16 protein-coding genes are annotated in these 25,179 nt (G+C 71.8%); 10 read left to right on the forward strand and 6 right to left on the reverse strand.

Annotated features, from left to right (window positions below; all coding sequences use genetic code 11):
• Window positions 1–21: 21 nt before the first annotated feature.
• A complete protein-coding gene (locus tag ABZ855_RS01630; protein WP_360799137.1) occupies window positions 22–1,362 on the forward strand; it encodes a hypothetical protein in 1,341 nt (446 codons plus the stop codon).
• 176 nt (window positions 1,363–1,538) lie between these two features.
• On the opposite strand, the gene ABZ855_RS01635 is transcribed toward ABZ855_RS01630, so the two are convergent.
• Together ABZ855_RS01635 and ABZ855_RS01640 are read right to left on the reverse strand one after the other, a co-directional pair.
• Entirely contained in the window at window positions 1,539–2,783 is a 1,245-nt protein-coding gene (locus ABZ855_RS01635) for an amidohydrolase (RefSeq protein WP_360799140.1), read from the reverse strand.
• A 166-nt stretch (window positions 2,784–2,949) separates the two neighbouring features.
• A complete protein-coding gene (locus ABZ855_RS01640; protein ID WP_319206002.1) occupies window positions 2,950–3,747 on the reverse strand; it encodes an NPP1 family protein in 798 nt (265 codons plus the stop codon).
• Between the two features lie 257 nt (window positions 3,748–4,004).
• On the opposite strand from ABZ855_RS01640, the gene ABZ855_RS01645 reads away from it, so the two are divergent.
• Both ABZ855_RS01645 and ABZ855_RS01650 read left to right on the forward strand, forming a co-directional pair.
• Window positions 4,005–8,156 carry a hypothetical protein gene (locus tag ABZ855_RS01645; RefSeq protein ID WP_360799145.1) on the forward strand — a complete coding sequence of 1,384 codons (4,152 nt, stop codon included), beginning with the start codon at window positions 4,005–4,007 and terminating at the stop codon, window positions 8,154–8,156.
• Window positions 8,157–8,338: 182 nt separating this feature from the next.
• Window positions 8,339–12,154 carry a hypothetical protein gene (locus ABZ855_RS01650; protein WP_360799148.1) on the forward strand — a complete coding sequence of 1,272 codons (3,816 nt, stop codon included), beginning with the start codon at window positions 8,339–8,341 and terminating at the stop codon, window positions 12,152–12,154.
• A 49-nt stretch (window positions 12,155–12,203) separates the two neighbouring features.
• On the opposite strand, the gene ABZ855_RS01655 is transcribed toward ABZ855_RS01650, so the two are convergent.
• Window positions 12,204–12,752, reverse strand: coding sequence for a hypothetical protein (locus tag ABZ855_RS01655; RefSeq protein WP_360799151.1), 549 nt, complete (start codon window positions 12,750–12,752; stop codon window positions 12,204–12,206).
• A gap of 191 nt (window positions 12,753–12,943) precedes the next feature.
• Here ABZ855_RS01655 and ABZ855_RS01660 point away from each other — a divergent pair, with 191 nt between their 5' ends.
• The gene (locus tag ABZ855_RS01660; RefSeq protein ID WP_360799154.1) at window positions 12,944–14,041 is read left to right on the forward strand and encodes a helix-turn-helix transcriptional regulator; all 1,098 of its coding nucleotides are present in this window, start codon (window positions 12,944–12,946) and stop codon (window positions 14,039–14,041) included.
• Window positions 14,042–14,126: 85 nt separating this feature from the next.
• Here ABZ855_RS01660 and helR read toward each other — a convergent pair whose 3' ends face one another.
• The 3 genes from helR to ABZ855_RS01675 form a co-directional block, all read right to left on the reverse strand.
• Complete coding sequence (gene helR, locus ABZ855_RS01665) at window positions 14,127–16,346, reverse strand: RNA polymerase recycling motor ATPase HelR (RefSeq protein ID WP_360799157.1); 2,220 nt, start codon at window positions 16,344–16,346, stop codon at window positions 14,127–14,129.
• The gene (locus ABZ855_RS01670; protein WP_360799160.1) at window positions 16,343–17,668 is read right to left on the reverse strand and encodes a glycosyltransferase; all 1,326 of its coding nucleotides are present in this window, start codon (window positions 17,666–17,668) and stop codon (window positions 16,343–16,345) included. The genes helR and ABZ855_RS01670 overlap by 4 nt, the downstream gene beginning before the upstream one ends.
• Before the next feature lie 247 nt (window positions 17,669–17,915).
• Complete coding sequence (locus tag ABZ855_RS01675) at window positions 17,916–18,155, reverse strand: hypothetical protein (protein ID WP_360799163.1); 240 nt, start codon at window positions 18,153–18,155, stop codon at window positions 17,916–17,918.
• Between the two features lie 212 nt (window positions 18,156–18,367).
• Between ABZ855_RS01675 and ABZ855_RS01680 the strand changes: the two genes are divergently transcribed.
• The 6 genes from ABZ855_RS01680 (at window position 18,368) to ABZ855_RS01705 (ending at window position 25,174) form a co-directional block, all read left to right on the forward strand.
• Window positions 18,368–19,918: a cytosine permease gene (locus ABZ855_RS01680; RefSeq protein ID WP_360799167.1), complete on the forward strand. Its 1,551-nt coding sequence runs from the start codon at window positions 18,368–18,370 to the stop codon at window positions 19,916–19,918.
• A 119-nt stretch (window positions 19,919–20,037) separates the two neighbouring features.
• Entirely contained in the window at window positions 20,038–20,598 is a 561-nt protein-coding gene (locus tag ABZ855_RS01685; protein WP_360799170.1) for a Uma2 family endonuclease, read from the forward strand.
• 294 nt (window positions 20,599–20,892) lie between these two features.
• Entirely contained in the window at window positions 20,893–22,236 is a 1,344-nt protein-coding gene (locus tag ABZ855_RS01690) for a helix-turn-helix domain-containing protein (protein ID WP_360799178.1), read from the forward strand.
• A gap of 51 nt (window positions 22,237–22,287) precedes the next feature.
• A complete protein-coding gene (locus ABZ855_RS01695) occupies window positions 22,288–22,893 on the forward strand; it encodes a sigma-70 family RNA polymerase sigma factor (RefSeq protein WP_360799181.1) in 606 nt (201 codons plus the stop codon).
• Window positions 22,890–23,567: a hypothetical protein gene (locus tag ABZ855_RS01700; RefSeq protein WP_360799184.1), complete on the forward strand. Its 678-nt coding sequence runs from the start codon at window positions 22,890–22,892 to the stop codon at window positions 23,565–23,567. The genes ABZ855_RS01695 and ABZ855_RS01700 overlap by 4 nt, the downstream gene beginning before the upstream one ends.
• 65 nt (window positions 23,568–23,632) lie before the next feature.
• Window positions 23,633–25,174, forward strand: a complete 1,542-nt coding sequence (locus tag ABZ855_RS01705) for a hypothetical protein (RefSeq protein WP_360799187.1) — start codon at window positions 23,633–23,635, stop codon at window positions 25,172–25,174.
• The last annotated feature ends 5 nt before the right edge of the window (window positions 25,175–25,179 follow it).

Consider the following 25,179-nt stretch of genomic DNA (forward strand, 5'->3'; position numbering starts at 1 on the left):
AGGGACGTGAGGGGCGGGGCCATGGCTGGATCGACAACCGGGACCGCGCTGCTGCTTGCCGCCTCGCCCATGGGCAAGGGGTGTCTCGTGGACGCGGCGTCCGTGTTGCCCGTTCTCGCCGCGGTCTCCCCCGCCGTGCTGTCCGGTACCGACACCGCGAACGTCGTCGAACTCGCCGACCCGCTGGAGCCACAGGCCGTGCTCACCCGGCTGCGCGCCGCCGCGGTGACGCCCGGGCCGCTCACCGTGTACCTCACCGGGCAGCTCCAACTCGACCGCAAGCAGCAGCTTCCGCATCTCGCGCTGGCCCGTACGACCCCCGCGACGATCCGCTACACCGGGTTTCCCTGGCACTGGATCGCGGAGGAGCTGCGGTTGCGGGTGCCGGGGAGTACGACGCTCTTCCTCGACCTGCACGCCGATGCCGCCGCGTGGCGTCATGTCACCGGGCGGGTGTTCGATGCGGGGCGGGGGGTGAGTGTGTACGGGCGGGTGGCTCCGCCGCCGCCTCGGCGGGCGGTGGGGGTGCCGGCGTACATGAAGACGGTCGCGACGATTCTGCGCAGTGGGTATCGGCCGGATGCGGGGCGGTTGCATCAGGAGGCGCTGGGGCGGTTGTCGTCGGAGGGGGTGGCGTACGGGGATGTGGTGCTGGCCTGGGACGCGGTGTCCGGCGCGGGGGTGAACGCCGGGTTTGTCTCGCCCCCGCCGCCCCTACCCGTCCCATCCCCTGGGGGCTCCGCCCCCAGACCCCCGGCTGCGACCGGGTGGGCGGCGGCTCGGGCCGAAGAGGCGCCCAGTGCAGCCGGAGTTGCCGGTGTTGCCGGTGTTGCCGGTGTTGTTTCGCCTCGAGCCGAAGTCGCTTCGCCCACTGTCGAAGGGGTACCGCCCCGCGACGCCGACGCCGACGCCGAAGGCGTGAAAGGTGGGGATCCTCACTCCTTCATCACGTCGGCCGTTCAGGCCGGGCGGCACGGCGATGCCGATGCGGTGGCCGCTCAGTGGGAGCAGGCCGCCCTCCGGGCGTACGGGGCTGCCTCCGAGGAGGCTCTGCACTGGAGCGAGGTTCGGGCCGATCTCGCCATGTTCGCCGGGGATCCCGCCCGGAGTTGTCGGGCCTGGCTGACCGTCGCCGGTACGCGGCTCGGGGCCGGGCAGGCGGCGGACGCGCCCGCTGTCGAGGCGGCCGTCGATCGGGCCCACCATCAGTGGACGAGCCTCGGGGAGAGTGCCGACGCGCGTGAACTCGGGGCGGTGCTAGTGGAGTTGAGGCGCCGGGTGCCTGGTCGGCGGGAAGGTGCGGTTCGGCATGCCGAACGGCAGTTGCGGAAGCTGGAGTCTGTGCAGCACGTGCCGGGGTAGGTCGGCACGGGGTATTCGGGTGCGTTGTGTCTGCGGGTGGGTGGGGGTTGTTCGCGCAGTTCCCCGCGCCCCTGAGGGGCCGGGCTGGGCCCGTTTGTTGGCTGCGGCCCCGGTGGGGGTTGTTCGCGCAGTTCCCCGCGCCCCTGAGGGGCCGGGGCTGGGCTGGGTCGGGCTGTCTAGGCTGGTGGCAGTACGGACAACGCTCCCGATACCAGCGTCCGCACGCCCGGGCCCACCGTCGACAAGTCCGGGGCGAACAGGGGGCTGTGGTTGCTCGGGACCGACGCGAGTCTTGTCATCAGGTCGTCGCCGCCCTCCGCCGCGTTCCACACCTCGTGCGGTGTTGTCGTCACGAACCAGTAGGAGTACGGGAGTTGGTCCGGGGCCAGGTGGGCGAAGTCCTCGCTGCCCATCGCCGGGCCGGGGTCGAAGACCGTGCCCGCGCCGAAGACCTCGCGGTGGGTCGCGGCCACCCGTTCGTCGAGGGTCGCGTCGTTGACCGTCACCGGGAACGCCGCGCCGACCCGGATCTCCGGCTCGCGCGGGCAGCCCGCCGCCACGCACTCGCCCTCGGCGATACGCCTGATCGCGGCCAGCATGCGGCCCCGTACGTCCTCGGACTGGGTCCGCAGGTTCAGCCCGATACGAGCCGTCGCCGGGATGATGTTGTGCCGGGTGCCCGCCTCGATCACGCCGACCGTCAGTACGGCGGAGTCGCGGGCCGCGATCTCGCGCGAGACGACACTCTGGAGCCGCGTGACGATGTACGCCGCCGTCACCACCGGGTCGACCGTCGTTTCGGGGCGTGAACCGTGTCCGCCCCGGCCGTGCACGATCACGTCCACGTCCGTCGACGCCGACATGATCAGGCCGGGCACGTGCGGGTACAGGCCGGCCGGTCCGGGCGCCGCGTGCTGCGCCAACAGCGCGTCCGGGCGCGGGAAACGCTCGTACAGGCCGTCCGCCAGCATCGCCCGCGCACCCTCGCCCGTCTCCTCGGCGGGCTGGCCGACCAGCACCAGCGTGCCGTTCCACGTGTCCCGGCCCGCCGCCAGAGCCTGGGCGGCCCCGGCCAGCCAGGTGACGTGCAGGTCGTGGCCGCACGCGTGCATCACACCGGGGACGGTGGAGGCGTACGGCAGGGCGGTCTCCTCGTGGACCGGGAGCGCGTCCATGTCCGCGCGCAGCAGGACCGTCGGGCCTTCGCCGTTGCGCAGGACGCCCACGACGCCCGTGCCGCCGACGCCCTCCGTCGTCTCGTACCCCGACTTCCGGAGGGAGTCCGCCAGCAGGCCCGCCGTGCGGTGTTCCGCCAGGGACAGTTCCGGGTGGCTGTGCAGGTCGCGGTAGAGGGCTTCCAGGGGCGGGAGGGGGAGGTCGGCGGTCAGTTCCAGCGCGGTGCGGGCGGCGGTTGAGGTCACCCGGGCAGCGTATGCCTCCGGTGCGTTGGGCGGAGGCGGTCAGTCGGAACGACGAAGGGTGCCGCCGGTGGGACGGGGCGGGGGAGCGTGGGTCCCACCGGCGGCTGTTCAGGACGGTCGTCCGGTCACCGGGCGGGTGACCAGTGACCGGTCACCGGACTCCGCGTCAGAACGCGGGGATGGCCGCCGCCGCCCTGCTGTCCGCGTTCCGGGCCTTGTTGATGTTGGCCTGGAAGTTGCCGGTCAGCGGGAAGTTGGCGTCGCCCCACTTGGAGTTCCACAGCGCGTTGCGCGGCGCGTCGGCCATGTTCTCCATGGTGACCAGGGCCGGGGTGTCCCAGCCGCCGTCGCTCCATGCCTCGGCGGTCTCGCCCCACTGGGCGAAGCGGAAGGCGTGGGTGCTCGCGCCGTCCTTGTGGTAGACGATCTTGACGTGGTTGCCGTCCATCGGCACCTCGTTGATCGGGTGGGTGCTGTAACCGCCGTGCCGGGAGGCGGAGAGGTAGCTGGGTGCCTCGGCGCCCTGCTTCTGGAAGACCACGACGGACTCCCAGTCGTGGCGGTGCCCGAAGGCGTCGGCGCCGGCCAGCGTCTGGTCCTTCTCGAAGTAGAGCGCGTAGAGGTACGCGCACCAGCCGTTCTTGCACCAGCCCTGCGAGTACGTGTTCGCCTTGCCGAGGTGGTCGGTCCGGCAGCCGCCGGTGATCGAACCGCTGTTGTTGAGGCCCCCGTTGAGCTTTCCGCTCGCGTCGACGGCCGCCGCGGGGAAGCAGCTGTCGGTGTCGTAGTCGAAGACCGGCCGGTACTTCTTCTGGAAGGTGCCGGCGTTCTCCGGCAGCGGGTTCAGGATCGCGGCGGAGGCGTTCGTCGAGATGCCGACGGTCAGTACGCCGGCGCTGAGCGCGACGAGTGCGGCCCGGCCGAGACGGGCGGTCCTGCGGCTGTGCGTGGATGCCTTGAACATGTGCGGGTGCTCTCCACTGGGTCGTGCCGGGAACACGGCTCGGTCGTGCCGTCGTCCGGCTTGGCGGCACCGAGACTTGCAGCCGAAAAGTTGACTGGCACCCCTTTCATCGGACCGTTCAATTCCGTCGTCGTGAGTTCGTCTTCATCGCCCCGTCCGTTTGCGTTGTGAACAGAGACGGCGAGCGGACCGTTTTTCCCTGTGATGTGGCCCCTGCGTCATATGGGTATGGGGATGGTTGTGGGGAGGGGGAGTTGATGGGGCGTCCCGAGAGACCCGTGGACCCGCAGGCCGGTCCGGTGCAGCGGTTCGCCCATGAGCTGCGGGAGTTGCGGCGGACGGCGGGCGGGCCCTCGTACCGGCGGATGGCGGAGACGGCCGGGTTCTCGGCCGCGACGCTGTCCGAGGCGGCGCGGGGGGAGCGGCTGCCGTCGCTCGCGGTGGTCCAGGGGTATGTACGGGCGTGCGGGGGCGACCCGGGTGAGTGGGAGCCGCGCTGGAAGGACGCCGAGACGGAGACCGCGTGCGCCGCGCGCGAGGAGGACGGGGAGACCACGGCGCCCTACCGGGGGCTCGCCCCCTTCGGTACGGACGACCGGGAGTTGTTCTTCGGGCGGGACGAACTGGTCGGCGAACTGGTGCGGTTGGTGCGGGAGCACAGGTTCGCGGTGGTGTTCGGGGCATCGGGGAGCGGCAAGTCGTCCCTGTTGCGGGCGGGGCTGATACCCCGGCTGCAGCAGGGGCCCGGCCCCACGGCTGTGCGCGTGTTCACGCCGGGGGAGCGGCCCGCCGAGACGTACGGGCAGCTGCTGGTTCCGGCTGAGGGAGAGGGAGAGGGAGAGGGGGAGGGGGAGGGAGCGGGGGAGTCGGATCGGTGGGTGGTGGTCGACCAGTTCGAGGAGCTCTTCACCCTCTGCCACGACCGCACCGAGCGGACCCGGTTCCTGAACCTCCTCCTCGCCGCCCGGAACCCGGACAACCGATTGCACGTACTCGTGTCAGTAAGGGCCGATTTCTACACCCACTGCGCCGAGCAGCCGGAACTCGCGGACGTGCTCGCCTCGGCCGGGCTGCTGGTCGGGGCGATGACGGCGGACGAGCTGCGGGAGGCGGTGACCCGGCCGGCGGCGGCCGTCGGGCTCCTGGTCGAACGGGAGCTGACCGCGCGGATCGTCGAGGAGGTCCTCGACCGGCCGGGCGCGCTGCCGATGCTGTCGCATGTGCTGCTGGAGACCTGGCGCCGCCGCCGGGGCCGACTGCTGACCCTGGCCGCGTACGAGGCGGCGGGCGGGGTGCGCGGGGCCATCGCGGCGAGCGCGGAGGAGGTGTACGGGCAGCTGACGCACGCGCAGGCGCGCAGCGCACGCCGGTTGCTGCTGAGGATGGTCGAGCCGGGGCAGGGCGGCGCCGACACCCGGCGTCCGCTGACCCGGGCCGAACTGGCCGAGTCGACGACCGACGACCATGTGCCCGTGGTGGTGGAGCGCCTGGCCCGCGCCCGGCTCCTCACTGTCGACGAGGACGGTGTCCAGCTCGCCCACGAGGCGCTGATCACCTGCTGGCCGAGGCTGCGGGACTGGATCGAGGCGGACCGGGAGTGGCTGCGCCACCATCGACGGCTGGCCGAGGAGACCCGGCTCTGGCTGGAGCACGACCGCGACCCGGGCGCGCTGGTGCGGGGCAGCAGGCTGGCCCGGGCGGAGGAACTGTTCGCCGGTGAGCCGGCCGGGGAGGGGGGCCGGCTCACCCTGCCGGAGCGGGAGTTCCTCGAGGCCGCGCTCGCGGCCCGCGCGGCGGAGTCCCGGGCCGCCGCCGATGTCACCCGGCGCTCCCGTATGCAGGTGGTCGCGCTGTCCGCCGTACTGGCGCTGGCCCTGATCGGCGGGCTGGCCTCCTGGCATCTGGGCGTCGACAACGCGCGTCGGCGCACGGACGCCGCCGCGCGCCGGGTCGCGGACATCGCCGACGCGATGCGGACGACGGATCCGCGTACGGCGATGCTGCTGGGCGTCGCCGCCTGGCGGATCTCCCCGCTGCCCGAGGCCCGCCGTGCCCTGCTCGGCTCCCTCGCCCAACCGGAACACGCCGTCTTCACCGACCCGGCCCCGGGCAACGGCCCGACCCGCTTCCTCACCGACTCCGGCCGCACACTCCTCAGCATCGACGCCAGAACCTGGCGAACCTGGGATGTCACGGGCGCCGGCCCGGTAGCTCCCGAGGGATCCATGACCGGTGAGGCGATCGCCGTCGAACCCGAGGCAACGACGAGCCCTCGGGACACGACAGGCGGCCGCCCGGCCGGTTCCGGCCGACTTCCGTCTGACGGGGTACTCGGGTCCGGGCCCGATGCCGGGACTCCTGCGGTCGCCGGTGAGGACGGCGTGCGTCGGTCCGACCCGGTCACTGTGAGGTCTGGGGACGGGGGCGGTGTCCGTCCCGTCGTGTCCGGGGGGCATGCGGCGGGAGGGGTGCTTGGGCCCGATGCCGGGGCTCTCGCGGTCGCCGGGGAAGACGGTCTGCGGACGGCGGAGCCCGTCGCCGGGAAAGGCGGGGGTGGTGTCCGGCTCATTGGCTCCGGGCCGCTTCCTGTTGGGCGGGTGGTTGGGGCCGGGCCCGGGGGTCGGGTTCTCGTGGTTGTCGGGGGAGACGGTGTTCGGCTCTGGGACACGGTCGGTGGGCGTTGGACCGGGGGGCCGGGGCCCCTTCCCCTCGACTCCGTCGTCCGTGTCGTGGACGGCGGTTATCTCGTCAGCGTGCCCGGTGACGACCGGGTGCGGTTGCGGTCGGTCAGCGACGGCCGGGTGTTGTTCGAGGTTCGGGTGGCGGGTGGGACCGTGGTTCCGGCCGTGAGTGCGGACGGGCGGCTGGTCGCCGTCTGTGCTGCGGGGCGCTCTCCGCAGGTCTGGGATGTCGCCCGTCGATCCATTCGTGCCGGGGCCTGGAGCGGGGGCCGCGGTCTGTGTGACACGACGGAACGTTCCGCCTTCGTTTTCGGTGGCGGCAGCGGCGGCGACCGGCTCGCCGGGCTCTCCGCCGCGTCCGGCGTGACCGTGTGGGACACCGGGTCCGGGCGCGAGGTCGCCCGCTTCGGTGAACGCGGCGCGCAGCAGGCCGCGTTCACTCCGGACGGCGGGTTCCTCGCCACGGCCGGCGGTACGGAGATCCGGGTGTGGCGCCTCACCGACCCGGCGGCCCCCGTGTTCCGGCATCCCCTCAACAACCAGCACCTGTACGGCCTTTACTGGGACCCCCTCCGCCCGACCGCCCTGCGCTACCTCGAGGGCGGCGCCGTCCACTGTCTGGAGCTGGGACCGGCGGTCACCCCTTCCTGGCGTCCGCACCCGATGGCCGTCGTACGGATGAGCCCCGACGCCCGTACCTTCGCCACCGCCGAACTCCTCGCCGACGGCTATCGGTTCGCGCTTCGCGCCACCTCCGACGGGCGCCTCCTGCGTACCCTCCCCGCCCCGCCCGTGCCCGTGCCGGCGGGCGACACGACTGCCCTCCTCGCGTTCAGCCCCGACGGCGAGGCGCTCTCGTACGGTGTCTCGGCGCCCGGCGGCAAGGCGTCCCCGCAGCCCGTCACCGTCTGGGACCTGCGCCGGGACCGGGTCCGGGCGACCCTGGAACTCGCGACGCCCGAGTCCGCCGCCTCGGTGGTCGCCCTGGCGTTGGGGCCCGGCGGCGCCCTGTTGTACGCGGCCCGGGTGCCGGCGGACCAGAGCGAGGTGAGCGACGAGGTGTGGGACACCGGCACCGGACGCCGGGTGGGTGTCCTCGCCGGTATGGCCAGCACCCACCTGGCTGTCCGTCCCGACGGAGGCCTCCTCGTCGGCGACAACCGCACCGCGAACCTCCGCCCCGCGGATCTCCGCGCCGGGAAGGCCTCGGGCACGGTCACCGGCAAGGGGCTCGTCCAGGGCGAGCAGATCGGTGCCCTCGCCTTCGCCGCCGACGGCTCACACCTCGCCGCCGGTGACCTGACCGGCCGAGTCGCCCTGTGGGACGGGGAGTTGAAGGACCGTACGAGCGTCCTGCGCAACGTCTTCCCCGCTCCCCTGGGCGAGGAACCCGAAGCGGTCAGTGCCCTGGCCGTCAGTCCCGACGGCGCCACCCTGGCCGTCGGGGGCGCCTCCGGCACGCTCCAGCTCTGGGACATCGCCACCCAGCAGCGCCTCGGCGGCCCGCTGACCACACCCGGCGAGGCGATCGACACCCTCGTCTTCAGCGCCGACAGCGGCACCCTGTACGCGGGCAGCGCCCATGTCCCCCTCCAGCGGTACGCGGTGCACCCGCAGCAGGTCGCCGCCCAGGTGTGCGCCCGGGCCGGCGCGGGGGCGGACCTCACACGGGAGCAGTGGCGGACGTACGTGCCGGAGGTCGCGTACCGGAAGGTGTGCACGGGCTGAACGGGCCGGTGCGGGCAGGTGAACGGGCCGGGTACGGCCGGTCGGTTGCGTCCCGGCGCTGTCATTAACGCCACATCCGGGACGGTTTACGCCCCCCGCGTCGCAAACGTAAATTGGCGTTCCTGAACATCGTTTTCACCCGCTGTGTCCGCACACGACGGGACAAGGGATGGTGATGGTCCGTGGGGCGTCCCGAGAGACCGCTGGACCCCGGCGCCGGCCCCGTGCAGCGACTCGCCCATGATCTGCGCGAGCTGCGCCGGGCCGCGGGCGGACCCTCGTACCGGGCGATGACCGAGACGGCCGGCTGTTCGGTGAGCTCGCTGTCCGAGGCGGCGGCCGGGCGGAAACTGCCCTCGCTGGCCGTCTTCCAGGGCTATGTACGGGCGTGCGGCGGCGACCTCGGCGAGTGGGAACCCCGGTGGAAGGACGCCGACGCGGAGGCCACCGGGACCGTCCGCGAGGAGGCGGTGGAGGACGCCCCGCCGCCGTACCGGGGTCTTGCCCGCTTCGAGCCCGACGACCACGCCCTGTTCTTCGGCCGGGACCGGCTCGTGGACGAGGTACGGGAACTGGTGTGCACCCACCGGTTCGCCGTGCTGTTCGGCGCCTCGGGCAGCGGCAAGTCGTCGCTGCTGCGGGCCGGCCTGATCCCCCACCTGCGCGACGAGATCGCCCGCGGCGGCTGCCCCGCCGTACTGCGGATCCTCACCCCGGGGGCCCGGCCGGCGCAGACGTACGGGCAGCTGCTGGCCCCGAAGGAGGGGGAGCCGGAGAGCTGGGTGGTGGTCGACCAGTTCGAGGAGGTCTTCACCCTGTGCCGGGATCTCCGGGAGCGCTCCCGCTTCCTCGACCTGCTGCTCGCCGCCCGCGACCCGGAAAGCCGGCTGAGGGTGGTCATCGCCGTACGCGCCGACTTCTACGCCCGCTGCACCGAGCACCGCGAACTGGCCCACGCCCTGCGCGGCGCCGGTCTGCCGGTCGGCCCGATGAACGCGGACGAGCTGCGCGAGGCGGTCGTCGGACCGGCCCAGGCCGCAGGACTGCTCGTCGAACGGGAACTGACCGCGCGGATCGTCGACGAGGTCCTCGACCAGCCCGGCGCGCTGCCCATGCTGTCGCACGCCCTCCTGGAGACCTGGCGGCGCCGCCGCAGCCGTCTGCTGACCCTGGCCGCATACGAGTCGGTCGGCGGTGTCCTCGGCGCCATCGCCGCGACCGCCGAGGACGTGTACGGGGAGCTCTCCGCGACGCAGGCCGGCACCGCACGCCAGCTGCTGCTGCGCCTGATCGAGCCAGGTCAGGGCAACGTCGACACCCGGCGCCCGCTCCTGCGCGCCGAACTCGACGAGTGGGACCGCGAGGACGTGCCCGTGGTGGTGGACCGGCTGGCCCGCGCCCGCCTCCTCACCGCCGACGAGGACGGCGTCCAGCTCGCCCACGAGGCGCTGATCACCTGCTGGCCGAGACTGCGCGGCTGGATCGAGGAGGACCGCGAGCGGCTGCGCCACCACCGGCGCCTGACCGACGCCACCCGTGTCTGGCTCGACGACCGCGACCCCGGCGCCCTCTACCGGGGCAGCCGGCTGGCCCGCGCCGAGGAACTGTTCGCGGACGAGTGCAGCGGGCTGACGGTCCCGGAGCGGGCGTTTCTGACCGCCGCCGTGGAGGCCCGCGAGGCGGAACGCCGGGCCGCGACCCGCAGCGTCCGCCGCTCCCGCACTCTCGTCGGCGCGCTGTCCGCCGTACTGGCGGTGGCGCTCGTCGTCGGCCTCGCGGCCTGGACCCAGCACACGGACAACGAGGAGCGGCGCACCGACGACGCGGCCCGCCGGGTCGCCGAGGTCGCCGACGGCCTCCGTACGACCGACCCGCGCACCGCGATGCTGCTGGGCGTCGCCGCCTGGCGCGTCTCCCCGCTGCCCGAGGCCCGGCGTGCCCTGCTCGCCTCCCTCACCCAGTCCGAACGGGGCACCTTCACCGACCCCGCGACCGCCGAGTCCACTGAGCGGTTCCTTCTCGACTCCGGCCGTACGCTGCTCAGTTCGGACGGCCGTGACTGGCGGACCTGGGACGTGGCGACGGGCCGGCGCGTCGCCTCCGGCCGGCTGCCCGAGAACGACGATCTCGTCTCCGCCGGGCCGGGCGCCCGGATGCTCGCCCTCGGCGGTACGCACGGAGTCAGGCTGTGGGACACGGTCGCCGGGCGCTGGATGGGCGGCCTCGACCGGGAGCCGGAATTCGTGGCGAACGTGAGCGTCAGCCCCGACGGCACCACCTTCCTCCTCGGTGACGCCGACGACCGGGTGCAGCTGCGGTCGGTGACCGACGGCCGCCTCCTCTTCACGACGCGCGGCTCCGCCGACATGACCGACGTGGCCACGGGCCCCGGCGGCCGACTGGTGGCGGTCTGCGCCGCCGGAGAGGCTCCGCGCGTGTGGGACGTCCGTGCCGGACGTGCTGTGCACGGATCATGGGAGCGCTCCCTGAAGCTGTGCGACGAGGACTCGGCGGTGGTGTTCGGAGGCGGCCAGGGCACGCGCGGTGGTGGTGGAGGCCGGTTCGCCGTCATCTCCGGCACCGGTCGGCGGGTCGAGGGCACCGGGACCACGGGCAGCAGCGGGAACACCGGTGTCCGTGTCTGGGACGTGGACACCGGGCGCCAGGTCGCGGACATCCGCTCGCTGGGCGTGGACTCCGTCGCGTTCAGCCCGGACGGCACGATGCTGGCGACGGCCGACGACAGCGAGATCCGGATCTGGCGCCTCGACGACCTGACGAACCCGGTGTTCCGGCACCCCCTGAACAACCAGACCATCTCCGTCTCGGGCAGCCTCGCCTGGGCCCCGGGCCCGCACCCGGCCCTGCGCTATCTGGAGGGCGCCACCGTCCACACCCTCGACATCGGCCCCGTCGCCACCTCCGCCTGGCGCACGCACACCGTGGAGAACGTCCTGCTCAGCCCGGACGGCCACACCCTCGCCACCGTCGAACGCACCACCGGCACCCACTACCGCTTCCGCCTCCTCGACACCCGCGACGGCCACACCCTGGGCACCCTGCCGTCCCCGCCCGACCCGGTCTCCGACGACCCCTCCTCACCGCTGCACCAGCTCGACACGTTCTCCGTGGCCTCGTTCAGCCCGGACGGCACGGCGTTCGCGTACGGGGTCGCCGCGCCCCCCGTGCAGAAGACAGCGCAGCGCTACACGGTCTGGGACATCGCACGCCACCGCGCCCGGGCCGTCCTCCGCCTGCGCAACTCCGACAAGGTCGGAGCGGTCGACGGACTGGCCCTGGGCCCGGCGGGTCACCGCCTCCACGTCGCACGCCTCATCGGCATCGGCACAACGGACGAGGAGATCTGGGACGTCGCCCGGCACCGCAGAACCGGCGTGCTCGAGGGACTGGAGAGCACGGTCCTGGCCGTCCGCCCCGACGGCCGCCTCCTGGTCGGCGACAACCGTGCCGGCCGCCTCCCCTCCGGCCGCGTCACAACGACCCCCCTCGTTCAGGGAGCCGAGATCGGCGCCCTGGCCTTCTCCCCCGACGGCTCCCTGCTGGCCGTGGGCGACTGGGCCGGCCGAGTCGCCCTGTGGGACGGCGACCTGCGCCGCGACACGGGCGTGATGCGCAGCGTCTTCCCCACGCCTCTCTCAGGGCGACCCGAAAGCGTCGGCGCCCTGGCCGTCAGCCCCGACCTCCGCACTCTGGCCGTCGCCGGGACCGAGGGCACCCTCCAACTGTGGGACATCCCGACCCGCCAGCCCCTTGGCGGCGCCCTCACCACCCCCGGCGACCCGATCAGGACGCTCGCCTTCGGTCCCGACAGCACGACGCTGTACGCGGGCAGCGCCCACGTCCCGCTCCAGCGGTACTCGATCGACCCGGCGGGAGCGGTGAAAGCGGTGTGCGGACGGGCGGGGGGTGCGCTCAGCAGGGACCAGTGGCGGACGTACATCCCGGACACAGGGTTCAGGAGGGTGTGCGGGAGGTGAGGACGACGGGTTGCTGTGTCGCCCGGGTCATGGCGACCTACCCCTGCTGTCAGCGGGCGCTCGTGGTCTCGATGGCGGAGATGTGGTTGTACCGCTCCAGCAGCACGAAGAGCTTGATCTTCTGCGTCGTTTCCCCGCTGCCGAAGGTCAGGGTGACAACGACCTCATGGCTGTGCCCCATGCTGCCGTTGTCGGTCACCGTCCACCGCGCCGGGACGTTCTGGGCCCGCAGGACGCCGTCCGCCCCGTTCTTCTTCTCCCAGGCCGCCAGGCGCTTGGCGAAGTCGGGCGTCAGGTAGTGCTTGCGGAGCGCCGTGGCCAGAGCGGCGTCCGGGTCCGTGTAGTCGCCCTTCGCGTCGATGTACGCGCCGTAGAAGTCGGCGACCCGGGTCACCGCCTTGCCGGGTGTGCCGCTGACCGACTGCGGTGCGGCGGTGGCCGCCTTCGCGGGGGCAGGGACGGACGCCTGTGCCGACACCTGGGTCGACACACCGAGTCCGACAGCCAGCACGAGGCCGGCGGCGACGGCCGCGCGGCGTCCCCGGCGCCGACGACGGGTCTCGGAGGACTTCTTGTTCATGTTGTTCATGTCGTTCATGTGCGTGTTCCTTTTCGCGGTCATGGAGTTCGGCCCTGTGGCCGTGGTCGGTGCGACACCCAGAGCATCAGCGGTCACCGGAGCGCGGGACAACGACCGCCGACGGTGGAACCATCCCGGCCCCTTTGACGTGCAGGGACATGAGTGCCTGGGATACGGGAACGCGGGCGGACGACGGAGGAACGGTGCCGATGCGGGACGAGATCGAGGAGGTCGAGGAGTTCGCGGCGCTCCTGCGCGTGCTGAAGGACCGCACGGACCGGAGCTACGGCTCGCTGGCCCGCCGCGTCAACATGAACACCTCCACGCTGCACCGGTACTGCGCGGGCGAGGCGGTGCCGCAGGACTTCGCGCCCGTGGAGCGGCTCGCGGCGTTCTGCGAGGCGACCCCGGACGAGCGGCTCGAACTGCACCGGCTGTGGTTGTCGGCGGTGGCGGCTCGGCAGCGGGTGAGTTCGGCCGGGCCGGCCCGGGCGGCGATTCCGGCACCGGCACCGGAACCGGAACCGGACGAGCCCGCACCCTCTCCCGCTCCCCGCCCCTGGTTCCGCCGCCGACGGGTCCTGGCGCCCACCGCCGTCGCCTGCGCGCTGCTCGCCACTCTGGGCAGTGTGTCCGCCCTGTCGGGCGACCGCTCCCCCGCCCGGAACTCCGCGTTGCCCAGCCCCCTCGCCTGGAGCACCGACTCCGTCGTCTGGGACAAGGGCTGCGACCACGACTACGTCATCGGCAAGCCGCCCGCACAAGTGCCTCCGCCCCCGGTGGAGCAGGACGCCGGGGCGTGGGTGGCGACTCAGAGTGCGGTGCAGGGGCGGCAGACGAGGGTGCGGATCTCGGTGCAGGGGCGGTCGTCCACGGCCGTGGTCCTGACGGCACTCCACGTCCGCGTCGTCGGCCGCGGTACCCCGGCCGTCGGGAGCGCGTACGCCATGGACCAGGGCTGCGGCGGCGACCTCAGGCCCCGCAGCTTCACCGTGAACCTGGATGTCGACCGCCCCACCGCCCGCCCGAAGGACGGCGCCGACATCGAACACACCATCCCGGCCGTGCACTTCCCCTACCGCGTCTCCGCAGAGGACCCGGAGGTGCTGCTGGTCGACGCGACGACACAGGCGTACGACGCCCACTGGTACCTCGAACTCGACTGGTCCTCACAGGGCCGCACCGGCACGATCCGCATCGACGACCACGGCCGCCCGTTCCGCACGACCAGCATCAAGGGAATGCCGCACTACTGGTTCGGCACGAACGCCGCGGGCGAGCGGGCCTGGGTGCCCTACGACAGCTAGTTCTCCAGGAGTCCACGCCCACGTTCCTCATCCACAGCTGTGGAAGACTTCGGGCCCCGCCGTTCCGTGTCGGTGGCCGCGTTCGTCAACTGGCGCCGCTGAGGATCACGAGTTGCCGCGTCGCGCGCGTCATCGCGACGTAGCGATCCACCGCCCCCTCGACCCCCTCCCCGAACCGTTCCGGGTCGACGACGACCACGAGGTCGAATTCGAGCCCCTTGGACAGTTCCGGGGTGAGTGACCGTACCCGGGACGTCGGACGGAACCCGGGACGGCCGATGACGCACGCGATGCCGTCCGCGTGCGAGGCGAGCCACGTGTCGAGGACGTCGTCCAGGTCGGACACCGCACCGTGGCCGACAGGAACCCCGCCGCTGCGGATGGACGTCGGGACGTTGGCGTCGGGCAGAGCGGCCCGGATGACCGGCGCGGCCTCTGCCATGATCTCCTCAGGCGTCCGGTAGTTGATGGTGAGGGATGCCATGGTGACCCGGTCAAGACCGACCCTCGCCAGCCGTTCCTCCCAGGACTCCGTGAACCCGTGCCGGGCCTGGGCGCGGTCCCCGACGATGGTGAAACTCCGCGACGGGCACCGCAGCAGCAGCATCTGCCACTCCGCGTCGGTCAGTTCCTGGGCCTCGTCCACGACGATGTGGGCGAAGGGGCCGGCGAGCAGGTCGGGGTCGGCGGTGAGCAGTTCCGACTCGTCGACGAGGCTGACCTTGGCGTCCTGGCCGCGCAACATCCGTACCAAACCGACCCCTTCGTCACCGTCGGCGCCGGAGGCGGACGCGGCGTCGATGAGGTTGTCGACGACCTGATCCATCCGCTCGCGCTGGGCGGCGAGGACGGTGTCGTGCCGACGCTTGCGCCGGGCCGCCTCGGGGTCGCCGAGGCGCTGACGGGCCGCGTCGAGGTACGGCAGGTCGGACACGGTCCAGGCGGTGGCGTCCGCGCGCTGGAGCAGCCGTACGTCATCACGGCTGAGCCAGGGCGCGCACATCCGCAGATAGGCGGGGACGGACCACAGGTCTCCGACCACGTCGGTCGCTTCGAGGAGCGGCCAGGCACGATTGAACGCGGCGAGCAACTCACCGTCCCGGGCAAGGGACTTGCGGAGTCGGTCGGGCGAGACACCGAGGTCGTTGTCGGGGTCGGCGCCCTCGTATGTGCTCTCGTGCTTCTCGGCGAGGATGGTGATGATCTCCTCCCAGACCTGGTCGCGGGCCTCGTTGTGCGGCACACCGGGGGCGGACTCGAAGGCGACGGCCCAGTCACCGGCGGTCAGCCGTACGTCGGACCAGGGGGTGGAGACCGTCATCCCCCGGGTAGGCGGCTCCTCGTAGAACGCGACGGCCTTCTCGATCGCCCGCACCAGCGCCGCCGACGACTTCAGCCGGGCCACCTCCGGGTCGGCCTCGACGGCCGCCGAGGCACCCTCGTCGACGAGGTCCCGCAGGGTGCAGGTCTGCACGCCCTCCTCGCCGAGGCTGGGGAGGACATCGGCGACGTACGCGAGGTAGGGCCGGTGCGGACCGACGAACAGCACGCCGCCGCCACGGCGATGGTGACCGAGGCGGGGGTCGGCGTAGAGGAGGTAGGCGGAGCGGTGCAGGGCGACCACGGTCTTGCCCGTGCCAGGGCCGCCGTCGACGACGAGCGCGCCGCGCGATCCGGCACGGATGATGGCGTCCTGGTCGGCCTGGATGGTGCCGAGGACGTCCCGCATGCGCGGCGAACGGTTGGTGCCCAGGCTGGCGATGAAGGCGGACTGGTCGTCGAGGGCCGCCGCGTGCCCGTCGAACCCGTCCGAGGCGAACACCTCGTCCCAGTAGTCGCTGATCAGGCCGTCGGTCCAGCGGTAGCGGCGGCGGCTCGTCAGGCCCATCGGGTTGCCGTGGGTGGCCCCGAAGAACGGCTCGGCGGCGGGGGAACGCCAGTCGAGCAGCAGTCGGCGGCCCGTGCTGTCGGTGAGGCCGAGGCGTCCGACGTACACGGGCTGCTCGGGATCGTCGGCACTGACCATGTGGCCGAGACACAGGTCGAGTCCGAAGCGGCGAAGCGCGCGCAGGCGGGCGGTCAGCCGGTGGATCTCGGTGTCCCGGTCCATCGCCTCGCGGCCGGTGCCGCCGGGGGCCCTGCGCTCGGCGTCGAGACGGTCGGACAGCTCGGCGATCGACTGCTCCAGACACTCCCCGATGGCGGCGAAGTGCCGCTCGTCGCGCGCGATCAGCTTCGGGTCGGCCTTGGCGGAGAGACGGTCGGGGAGGGCGAACGCGCTGGTGGCGGTGGTCCGGATGTTCACGGCATCGGCTCCGAGCGGGGGTGGGAATGCGGGGAGGGGGCAGGCCTGTTGCCTGCGTCTTTTCGGGCGACCGTGTCGAGCAGCAGCCTCGCGGCGATCGTCGCGCCGTCCGTGCGGATCGTGGCGGCGACGGTGGCGGCTCGTTCGCGGGTCCCGGGGGACAGGGCGATGTCGAGTACGGCGGACAGTGAGTCGAAGGTCGGCGTCGGGCCGTCGTGGGCCGCGCCGATGCCCAACTCGGCCACCCGGGCTGCCCAGTAGGGCTGGTCGACGATCTGCGGCACGACCACCTGCGGTGCCCCGGCCCGGGCGACGGTCGTCGTCGTGCCCGCGCCGCCGTGATGCACGACGGCGGCCACGCGCGGGAACAGCGCCTGGTGGTTGACGTCGCCGACTGCGAGGCAGTCGTCCTGGTCGTCGATCAGCGCGAGGTCGGCCCAGCCGCGCCCGACGAGGACGCGCCGGCCCTGCGCGCGCACCGCCTCGACGGCCACCCGGGCGACGTCCGCCGACTCCCGCATGGGCATGCTGCCGAAGCCCACGTACACCGGCGGCTCACCGGCGTCCAGGAACGCCGACACCTCGGCGGGCAGCGGCCGTTCGTCGGGCAGGATCCAGGCGCCGGTCTGTACGACGGCCGGCCCCGCCCCCGCGTCCGAGGGATACGGCGGCTCCTTCGGCTTGGTCGGCCCCGTCGGCCAGGGACCCAGGACCGGGTCGGCCGCCAGCAGCGGCCGGTCGGTGAAGACATGGCGCAGGGTGTCGTCCACGACCGGCTGGCCGATCGACGTCCGGTGGGCGTTGACACCCGGCCCGTACAGGAGGTCGAAGCTCTCGCGGGTCAGGTCCCACAGCACCCGGTTGTCGGTCTCGTCCGGCGGGAGCGGACGGCCGGGGAGGGCGTGCGGCCTGTGGTGGGGCGAGGGCAGCATGGTCGGGAAGTAGGCCACGTACCGGAACGGGACGCCCAGCTTCTCGGCCACCGAGCGGGCCGCGGCGACCGCCGGTACGAGCCCGGTCGCCACCACCGCATCGCATCCCTCGGCCGCCGCCACGACCGCCTCGTACTGCGCGGCCGTCAGCGCGGCGGCCCGCTGGGGCAGGGCCTCCGGTGTCATCGGGGCCGCCCCGGTCACCACCGCGCGCACCGGCTCGGCGGCCGGCACGAACTCCACGCCGACCCCGGCCAGCAGCCTCGCGAATTCCTCGTCCGACGGCGCGCACACCCGCACCCGCACACCGAGCTCCCGCAACGCCACCGCGAGAGCGGCCATGGGCTGGACATCGCCGCGCGACCCGTAGGTCGTCAACAGAACACGCACTTCCAAGCTCCCCGTTTCCGCAGATTCCGGCCTCAGGCCGGAGATTCTGCGGCACGACGGGGGCCTTGCCGCAAGCCCCCCGGTGCGCTATACATTGAATATGGCAAGGAGTTGCGAAACTCCCTGCCTTTTGTTTTTGCCGCGCGAACTTCCCCGCGCGAACTTCCCCGCGCGAACTTCCCCGCGCGAACTTCCCCGTTCGGACTTCCGCCGGGCGACCTTCCGCCGCCCGCCCGAACGCCGAGGCTCAGCCCTGAGCTCGCCGGCGCCTCCTTCTCTCCCTGACCCAGAAGACGCCCACGGCGAGCGCGGTGATGACCGCCGTGCGGACGGCCAGTTCCACCAGCGCGCCGATCAGGTTGTCGACGGAGTGGTGGAAGACCACGGTGGCCAGGAAGTGAGTGAGGCCGACGGCGTAGAGCGTGAGGACGACGTGGGTCAGCGAAATCCCGCGCTTGCCCCTGGTCTCGCCGGTCTCTTCGGTCATCCCGGTCACCTCCTGGGGGCAGATTCGCACATCCGCCTTTTGGGCCATACATGGGGGCGATCGGTACGGCCTCGTTTCGTTCAGCGGAAGAAAACTTCCATTGACGAGGCAGTTACGTGTCCGGCATTTGGCGGAAACCTCCGGGCCGTTCCCTTTACGCCAACCGGCGCCAACCGGCGCCATCGTGGCGACCCGCACAGGAAGAGAACGCGATGACGGAAGCGGACAGAGGCTCGGAAGTGGAAAGAGGCTCGGAGGCCACAGGCCCCGAGGGCTACTCCCCCCGCCTCTACAACGAGGACCTCGCCCCGGCCACCGAGCGCCGATGGGGCGCGTTCAGCATCTTCAACGTGTGGACCTCCGACGTACACAGTCTGTACGGCTACTTCCTCGCCGCCAGCCTGTTCCTGGTCGCCGGAAACACCTTCAAGTTCCTGATCGGCATCGGTGTCGGATCGCTGATCATCTACTACCTGATGACGCTGATCGGCAAGGCGGGCGTACGGACGGGCGTCCCCTACCCCGTCCTGGCCCGCGCCTCGTTCGGCACCTTCGGCGCCAACGTCCCCGCACTCGTACGGGCCGTGGTCGCCACCTTCTGGTACGGCGCCCAGACCAGTGCGGCGGCCGGCGCGATCGTGGCCTTCCTGATCCGCTACGACGGCCCGAAGCACCTGCACGAGACGACCCACCTCTTCGACCACAGCGGGCTCGAGGTCATCTGCTACCTCGCCGTCTGGGCGGCCCAACTGCTCATCATCAGCAAGGGCATGGAGACGGTCCGCCGCTTCCAGGACTTCGCCGGCCCGGCGGTCTGGCTGATGATGCTGGTGCTGGCGGTGGCCCTGTCGGTGAAGGCGGGCACGCTCTCCTTCTCCGTGGACATGCCGGCCAAGGACCTGGCCGCGCTGGCGAAGAACGCGACCGGCCTGGACGTGACGCCGGGTTCCTTCGCCGCGATCGCGGCCATCGCGGCGACCTGGGTGACGTACTTCGCGGCGCTGTTCCTGAACTTCGGCGACTTCGCCCGCTTCACGCCGGACGAGAAGACCCTGAAGAAGGGCAACGTCTGGGGCCTGCCGGTCAACCTGATCCTGTTCTCGCTGGTCGCGGCGATGACGACGGCCTCCGCCAGCAAGGTGTACGGCGAGGTCATCCTCGAACCGGCGGCGATCTCGGCGAAGTTCGACAGCGCGTTCCTCGTGCTCCTGGCCGCCCTGACCTTCGCGGTCGCGACCCTCGGCATCAACGTCGTCGCCAACTTCGTCAGCCCGGCCTTCGACTTCGCCAACGTGGCCCCGAAGCACATCACGTTCAAGCGGGGTGGCCTGATCGCCGCCGTCATCGCGCTGCTCCTCTACCCCCTGCACCCCTGGGACAACGCCCCGAGCTTCGTCAACGCCATCGGCTCGACGATGGGCCCGATCTTCGGCGTGGTCGTCGTCGACTACTACCTTCTGCGCAGGGCCCAGCTGAACGTCCCCGACCTCTACCGGGAGGACGGCGAGTTCCGCTTCCAGGGCGGCTGGAACGTACGCGCCTTCGTGGCGGCGGCGATCGGCGCGGTCTTCTCCAGCATCCTGCCGACCTACGGCCCGACGGGGTACGGGGCGACGCTGGGCCCGTACTCGTGGTTCATCGGGGTACTGGTCGCGGGCGCGATCTACTTCGGCGTGAGCGGAGGGAAGAGCCCGCTAACGGGACGGACAGGGGCTACGGCGACTCCGGAGGCCGCGGAGGCTTCGGAGACACCTGCGGCCTGACAGGGGGACGGGCGGCCTGCGGAAACGTAACAGCACACTCGTTCGAAGGAATGGCTCAGGGTTCCGTATCCGGGCTGCCCGTCTACTCTGATTCTGTCGCGCTGAGCGAAGGAGGTCGTATGCGTGAGTACCTGGGTGGCGCGAGCGTCGAGCAGGCCTTCGATGTGTTCAGTGCGACTGCCCCTGAGGGCTGGCGCGTGGAGCTGGTCGAGGGGGAGATCTACGTGGTGCCACCGGCGAGCGGGGAACACGAGGAAATCGTGTCGGAAGTCGCGGATCAGGTGACCGTGCGCCGCACGGACCGTGCCCTGCGCAATTACACAGGCATCGGCCTGAACGTTCCCGGAGCCTCCGAGACCGGCCATGTCGTCCCTGACCTCGTGGTCGCCCCCAAGGGCAGCTTCGACGACGAGGAGGAGTGGCACGACTCGGCCCCCGTGCTCATGGTCGCCGAGGTGACCTCCTCCTCGACCGCCGCGCGTGACCGTGACAAGAAGATCCGCGGCTACGCCCGGGCCGGTATCCCCGTCTATCTGCTGATCGACCGGGAGGAGGGCGAGGTGCTGGTGCACTCCGAGCCGTCGGGCGACGACTACGCCACGAGCCTCAAGCACAAGCTGGGCCTGACCGTGTCCCTGCCCGCACCCCTGGGGTTCGAGCTGGACACGGCGGAGTTCTGACCTGCCCTGACCTGACCTGCCCGACCGACCCCGCGCCTGCCCCGGTTCCTACCTCGAGCCCTGCCCCAGTTCCTGGCTCAGTGGCCCGGCATGATGCGGCTCCGCCGCTCTCGCCGGGCCGGTGTTCGCTGCGATGATGAGTGTGGCGGCGGCGATGATCGCCGCGCAGACCGCTCTGAAGTGTGAGAGCACGGCAACCTCGCAACAACAGCGACGTATTAAGCACGCTTAACCCGTGGCTTAACGTAGAGGTTGACGGACCTCAACGGCAAGTGGGCACAGGGGAGTTGGCCGATGGCGGAGCGGGACGACCCGGAAGTCATCGGGCGCAGGGTGCAGCGGCTGCGCGTCGAGCGGGGGCTGACACAGCGGCAGTTGGCGGAGCCCGCCTACACCCCCGCGTACGTCTCCACCGTGGAGGCTGGCCGCGTACGGGCCTCCGACGAGGCGCTGCGGCACATCGCCGAGCAACTCGGGGTGGAGTACGAGGAGTTGGTGACCGGCCGACCGGCCCATCTGGCGACGGACGTCCGACTGCGCCTCACCGACGCCCAGCGCACCCTCGCCACCGGCGAGACCGAGGCGGCGGCCAAGCAGTACGCGGAGCTGCGGGCGGAGTCCGCGCGGCTCGGGCTGGTCGCGGAGGAGGCGACCGCGCTGCTCGGGCTCGGGGAGTGCGGGGTGGAGACCGGCGATCTCACGGCCGCCCAGGAGTACTTCGAACTCGCCGAACGACGTCTCGCCGACGAACCGCTGACCGGCCGGGTTCCGGCCCTGCGCGGCCGGGCCGTCACGCACTATCTCGCCGGTGAACTCCGCTACTCCGTCTACCTTTTCGAGTCCACGATCGACGAGCTGAACCGCAGCGGGCTGCACGATCCCGACGCTCTCGTCCTCCTCTACGCCAGCTCCATCGGCCCCTACATGGACATGGGCGCCCACGCCCGCGCGGCCCAGGCGGCCGAACTCGCCCTCGCCCTCGCGCCGCAGGTGCGCGATCCGGCGCTGGTCGCCCGGATGCACCGCCAGGTGGCCCGCACGATGCTCGCCGAGGGCCGGTACACGGAGGCCGACGCCTCGCTGGCGAAGGCCTCCGAGCTCTACCGCCAGCTCCAGATCCGTACCGAGCTGGCCAACTGCCACTGGATGCGCGGTTACCTCCACGCCCAGCAGAACGAACTCGCCCTCGCCGAAGCCGAGTTGCGGGAAGCGCAGGCCATGCTGTCCGCCAAGCGCGCCGCCCTCTACAGCAGTCAGGTCACCGTCGAGCTGGCCGACGTACTGCACCGGCGCGGCAAGTCGGAAGAGGCGGCTGCCCTGCTGCACGACGTACTCGGCGACCTGTCCTCGGAACGCGGTGCCGTGCACTCGGCCGCCGCGCACCGGCTGCTCGGCATCATCGCCGAGGACGCCCGCGACACGGACCGGGCGGAGGAGCACTACGTACGTGCCCTCAGTGTCCTGGAGCGCGCGGGCGCCGCCGGTGACCTCGCCGACCTGTGCCGGCTGCTCGGCGACCTGCTGCGCCGGACGGGCCGGGTGGAGGCCGCGCTCGACGCCTACCGGACGGGGCTGGGGCATCGCACGGCCCCCGGCACCACGACACTCGGCCCGGCACCCGCCCAGCCTCCTCTTTGAGCGTGAGTGAAAGGATCCCCGCGGTGCCGGACAGGGCAGGTCGTGGAATCCATGACGGAAAAGAGGGCCGCCCCGGATCAGCGGGCCCGCTTCGAGGCGCTGGCGCGCATTGTGGTGGACCCCCTGCACCGCTATCTCTTGCGGCGCGCGGAGCCGGACCAGGTCGACGACGTCCTCTCGGAGACACTGCTGGTGCTGTGGCGCCGTATCGACGACGTCCCCGGGCTTGACACGGAGGACATCCCCGACCCCGACGCCGTACTGCCCTGGTGCTACGGCGTGGCCCGCGGCTGCCTCGCCAACGCCCGCCGCGCGGACCGACGCAGACGCTCGCTCCTGGAACGCCTGTCGACATGGCGGACGGAGTCGCCGGAGCCGGCGGACCCCGACCACACCGCCCTGCACGCGGCGCTCGCCCAACTCCGGTCGCTGGACCGGGAGATCGTCCTCCTCTGGGCGTACGAGGAACTCACCCCGAGCCGGATCGCCGAGGTGACCGGTCTCAGCGCGAACGCCGTGAGCATCCGGCTGCACCGGGCGAAGAAGAAGCTGGCGGCGCGACTGGAACGAAAGACCGGCGCACCCCCAGGACATGAGACGACCGAAGGAACCCAAGGAACCCAAGGAACCGAAGGAAACGGAAGGAGCAGTCGGTGAACGACGAAGAGCTGCTGGCCCGCCTCAAGGCCACGGACCCGGCACTGACCTCGAAGGCTCCGCGACCTGACGTCCCCCGTCTCGTGGAGGCCACGATGAACACGCCCACGACCACGACCACCACCACGACCACCACCGCGACTACGCCCGGGGCGGCGCCGCGCCACCGCCTCGTACCGGCACTGGTGTTCACGGCGTTGCTCTTGGTGGCCGGCGGGGGCATCACCTGGGGAGTGGCGCGGGGCGGAGAGGAAGCGAAGGCGCAGGCCGCCCCACCAGCGACGACGACAACCCCTGGCGTCCACCCCCAGCCCCAAGCCGAGCCCAAGCCCCTGACGCTGACTTTCCCGGACAGCGGCGCGATGGCGGCGAAGTGCGTGGAACCCTCCCCCGATCTCCTGCGCCGGCACCAACTCGCCTTCGAGGGCACGGTGATCGCCGAGCAGGACGACCGGGTGGACCTCAGGGTCGACCACTGGTACCGCGCCACCACCGACCCCGCCGACCGCCCCACCGAGGTCCGCCTCACCAACGACGAGGCCTACTCGGAGGCCCCGGCATTCGAGATCGGCGGCCACTACCTGGTGACCGCAGAGAACGGCACCGTCCCGATGTGCGGCGGCACCACCGAGGCCACGGACGAGGCGCGGGCCATGTTCGACGAGGCCTTCTGACCTTTTCGGCCGTGTCGGGTTTTTATCGGTCGCGCAGGTGGGCCGGGTTACATATTTTCGTGATCATGTCATCCCCAACTGGCGTGCTGCGGCGCCGATTACACGTCTGGCTGATCCCGTTGATCCCGATGATGTGGACTGTCGGCCTCGGCCTGTGGGGACTGTCGCGGCAGGACAGTGTGTGGCGGGACGAGGCCGCGACCTGGCAGGTGGCCGAGCGTTCCACGGCGGAGATCTGCCACTTGCTGGAGAACGTGGACGTCGTGCACGGCTGCTACTACCTGCTGATGCACGGCCTGTTCATCACCTTCGGGCCCGGCACCACCACCCTCCGGCTGCCCTCGGTGCTGGCCATGGCGGTGGCGGCGGGCTGCGTGACGGTGATCGGCCACCGGCTGGCCGGCAGCTGGGCGGGCCTCGCGGGCGGAATGGCGCTCGGGCTGCTCCCGGCCGTGCAGTTCTACCTTCAGGAGGGCCGCCCGTACGCCCTGGTCGCAGCCGGGGCGGGGATCGCCACCTGGCTGCTGGTGCACCTCCTGGACGGGCGTGACAACCGTCCGGCGTACGGGACCTGGGCCGCGTACGGCGGCACCCTTCTGCTGAGCGCTCTGCTGAACTGGCTCGCCCTGCTGATCCTTCCGGCGCATCTGGCGACTCTGCTCTGGACGCGAGCCGGACGCGGGGTGTGGACCCGCTGGGCGGTGTCCTCCGCCGCCGCCACGGCGGGGGTGCTGCCGCTGATCCTCTTCAGCCGGGGCCAGTCCGAACAGGTGTCATGGATACCGCCGTTGACCTGGCACATGCTGATCGGCCCGGCCATCCTTCTCCTGATCGGTGGCGTGGGCGCCTTACTGGACCGTCCCCGGGCGGGCAGCCGCCGACTGTCGGTGACGGCCGTCGCGTTACCGCTGCTCACGGTGCCGCACCTCGCCCTCCTGGGCCTCTCCCTGATCCAGCCGCTGTTCCTGGACCGGTACATCCTCTTCAGCCTGCTCGGTCTGGCGCTGCTGATCGGCACACTCATCGGCTCGGCGGTACGGGCCGCCCGACCCCGGCTCCCACGGGCGTCGACGTGGATTGTCCCCACGGTGATCGTCATGGCGACGGCTGCCCTGCTCCCCCAGTCACTGGCCAAACGGTCCCCGGGAAGCCGGGTGGACGACGTCCTGGCGATCACATCGGACATACGACGCCTGAAGGAGCCAGGCAACGCGGTGCTCTTCATCCCGGCGGCCCGCAGGGACACCGAGTCCGTCTCCCCCGACTCCTTCACCGGCCTGCGCGACATAGCCCTGGCCAGGACCCCGAAGGAATCCGGAACCCTGAAGGGCGTGGAGTCGACCCCGGCCCGCATACGCACAGCGATGCTCACCCAACAACGAATCCTGCTGGTGACGGACGCCCCCGGGGCGGCGAAACCCCCGACAGCAGCCCGCGACAGAACAAAACTCTCGGTCCTGAAGAAGCACTTCACCGCGACAGCCGACAAACAGGTCAGGGGCCGCCGGGTCACGGTGTACGAACGCCGGCCTGCGTCGGCGCCACACACCGAGGCGCCCGACTTGGCAGGCGGGCGCCGTGATGGTCGTACGGGGGAACGCCGTTGAGGTGG

Origin of the sequence: Streptomyces sp. NPDC047042, assembly GCF_040644035.1 — a bacterium.
Classification (GTDB): domain Bacteria; phylum Actinomycetota; class Actinomycetes; order Streptomycetales; family Streptomycetaceae; genus Streptomyces.

Coding starts and splice junctions, on each gene's coding strand:
- ABZ855_RS01695 (WP_360799181.1), top strand. CDS start 22,288: ATGACGGAAAAGAGGGCCGCCCCGGATCAGCGGGCCCGCTTCGAGGCG.
- ABZ855_RS01630 (WP_360799137.1), top strand. CDS start 22: ATGGCTGGATCGACAACCGGGACCGCGCTGCTGCTTGCCGCCTCGCCC.
- ABZ855_RS01705 (WP_360799187.1), top strand. CDS start 23,633: ATGTCATCCCCAACTGGCGTGCTGCGGCGCCGATTACACGTCTGGCTG.
- ABZ855_RS01660 (WP_360799154.1), top strand. CDS start 12,944: ATGCGGGACGAGATCGAGGAGGTCGAGGAGTTCGCGGCGCTCCTGCGC.
- ABZ855_RS01675 (WP_360799163.1), bottom strand. CDS start 18,155: ATGACCGAAGAGACCGGCGAGACCAGGGGCAAGCGCGGGATTTCGCTG.
- ABZ855_RS01680 (WP_360799167.1), top strand. CDS start 18,368: ATGACGGAAGCGGACAGAGGCTCGGAAGTGGAAAGAGGCTCGGAGGCC.
- ABZ855_RS01655 (WP_360799151.1), bottom strand. CDS start 12,752: ATGAACGACATGAACAACATGAACAAGAAGTCCTCCGAGACCCGTCGT.
- ABZ855_RS01640 (WP_319206002.1), bottom strand. CDS start 3,747: ATGTTCAAGGCATCCACGCACAGCCGCAGGACCGCCCGTCTCGGCCGG.
- ABZ855_RS01645 (WP_360799145.1), top strand. CDS start 4,005: ATGGGGCGTCCCGAGAGACCCGTGGACCCGCAGGCCGGTCCGGTGCAG.
- ABZ855_RS01685 (WP_360799170.1), top strand. CDS start 20,038: ATGCGTGAGTACCTGGGTGGCGCGAGCGTCGAGCAGGCCTTCGATGTG.
- ABZ855_RS01690 (WP_360799178.1), top strand. CDS start 20,893: ATGGCGGAGCGGGACGACCCGGAAGTCATCGGGCGCAGGGTGCAGCGG.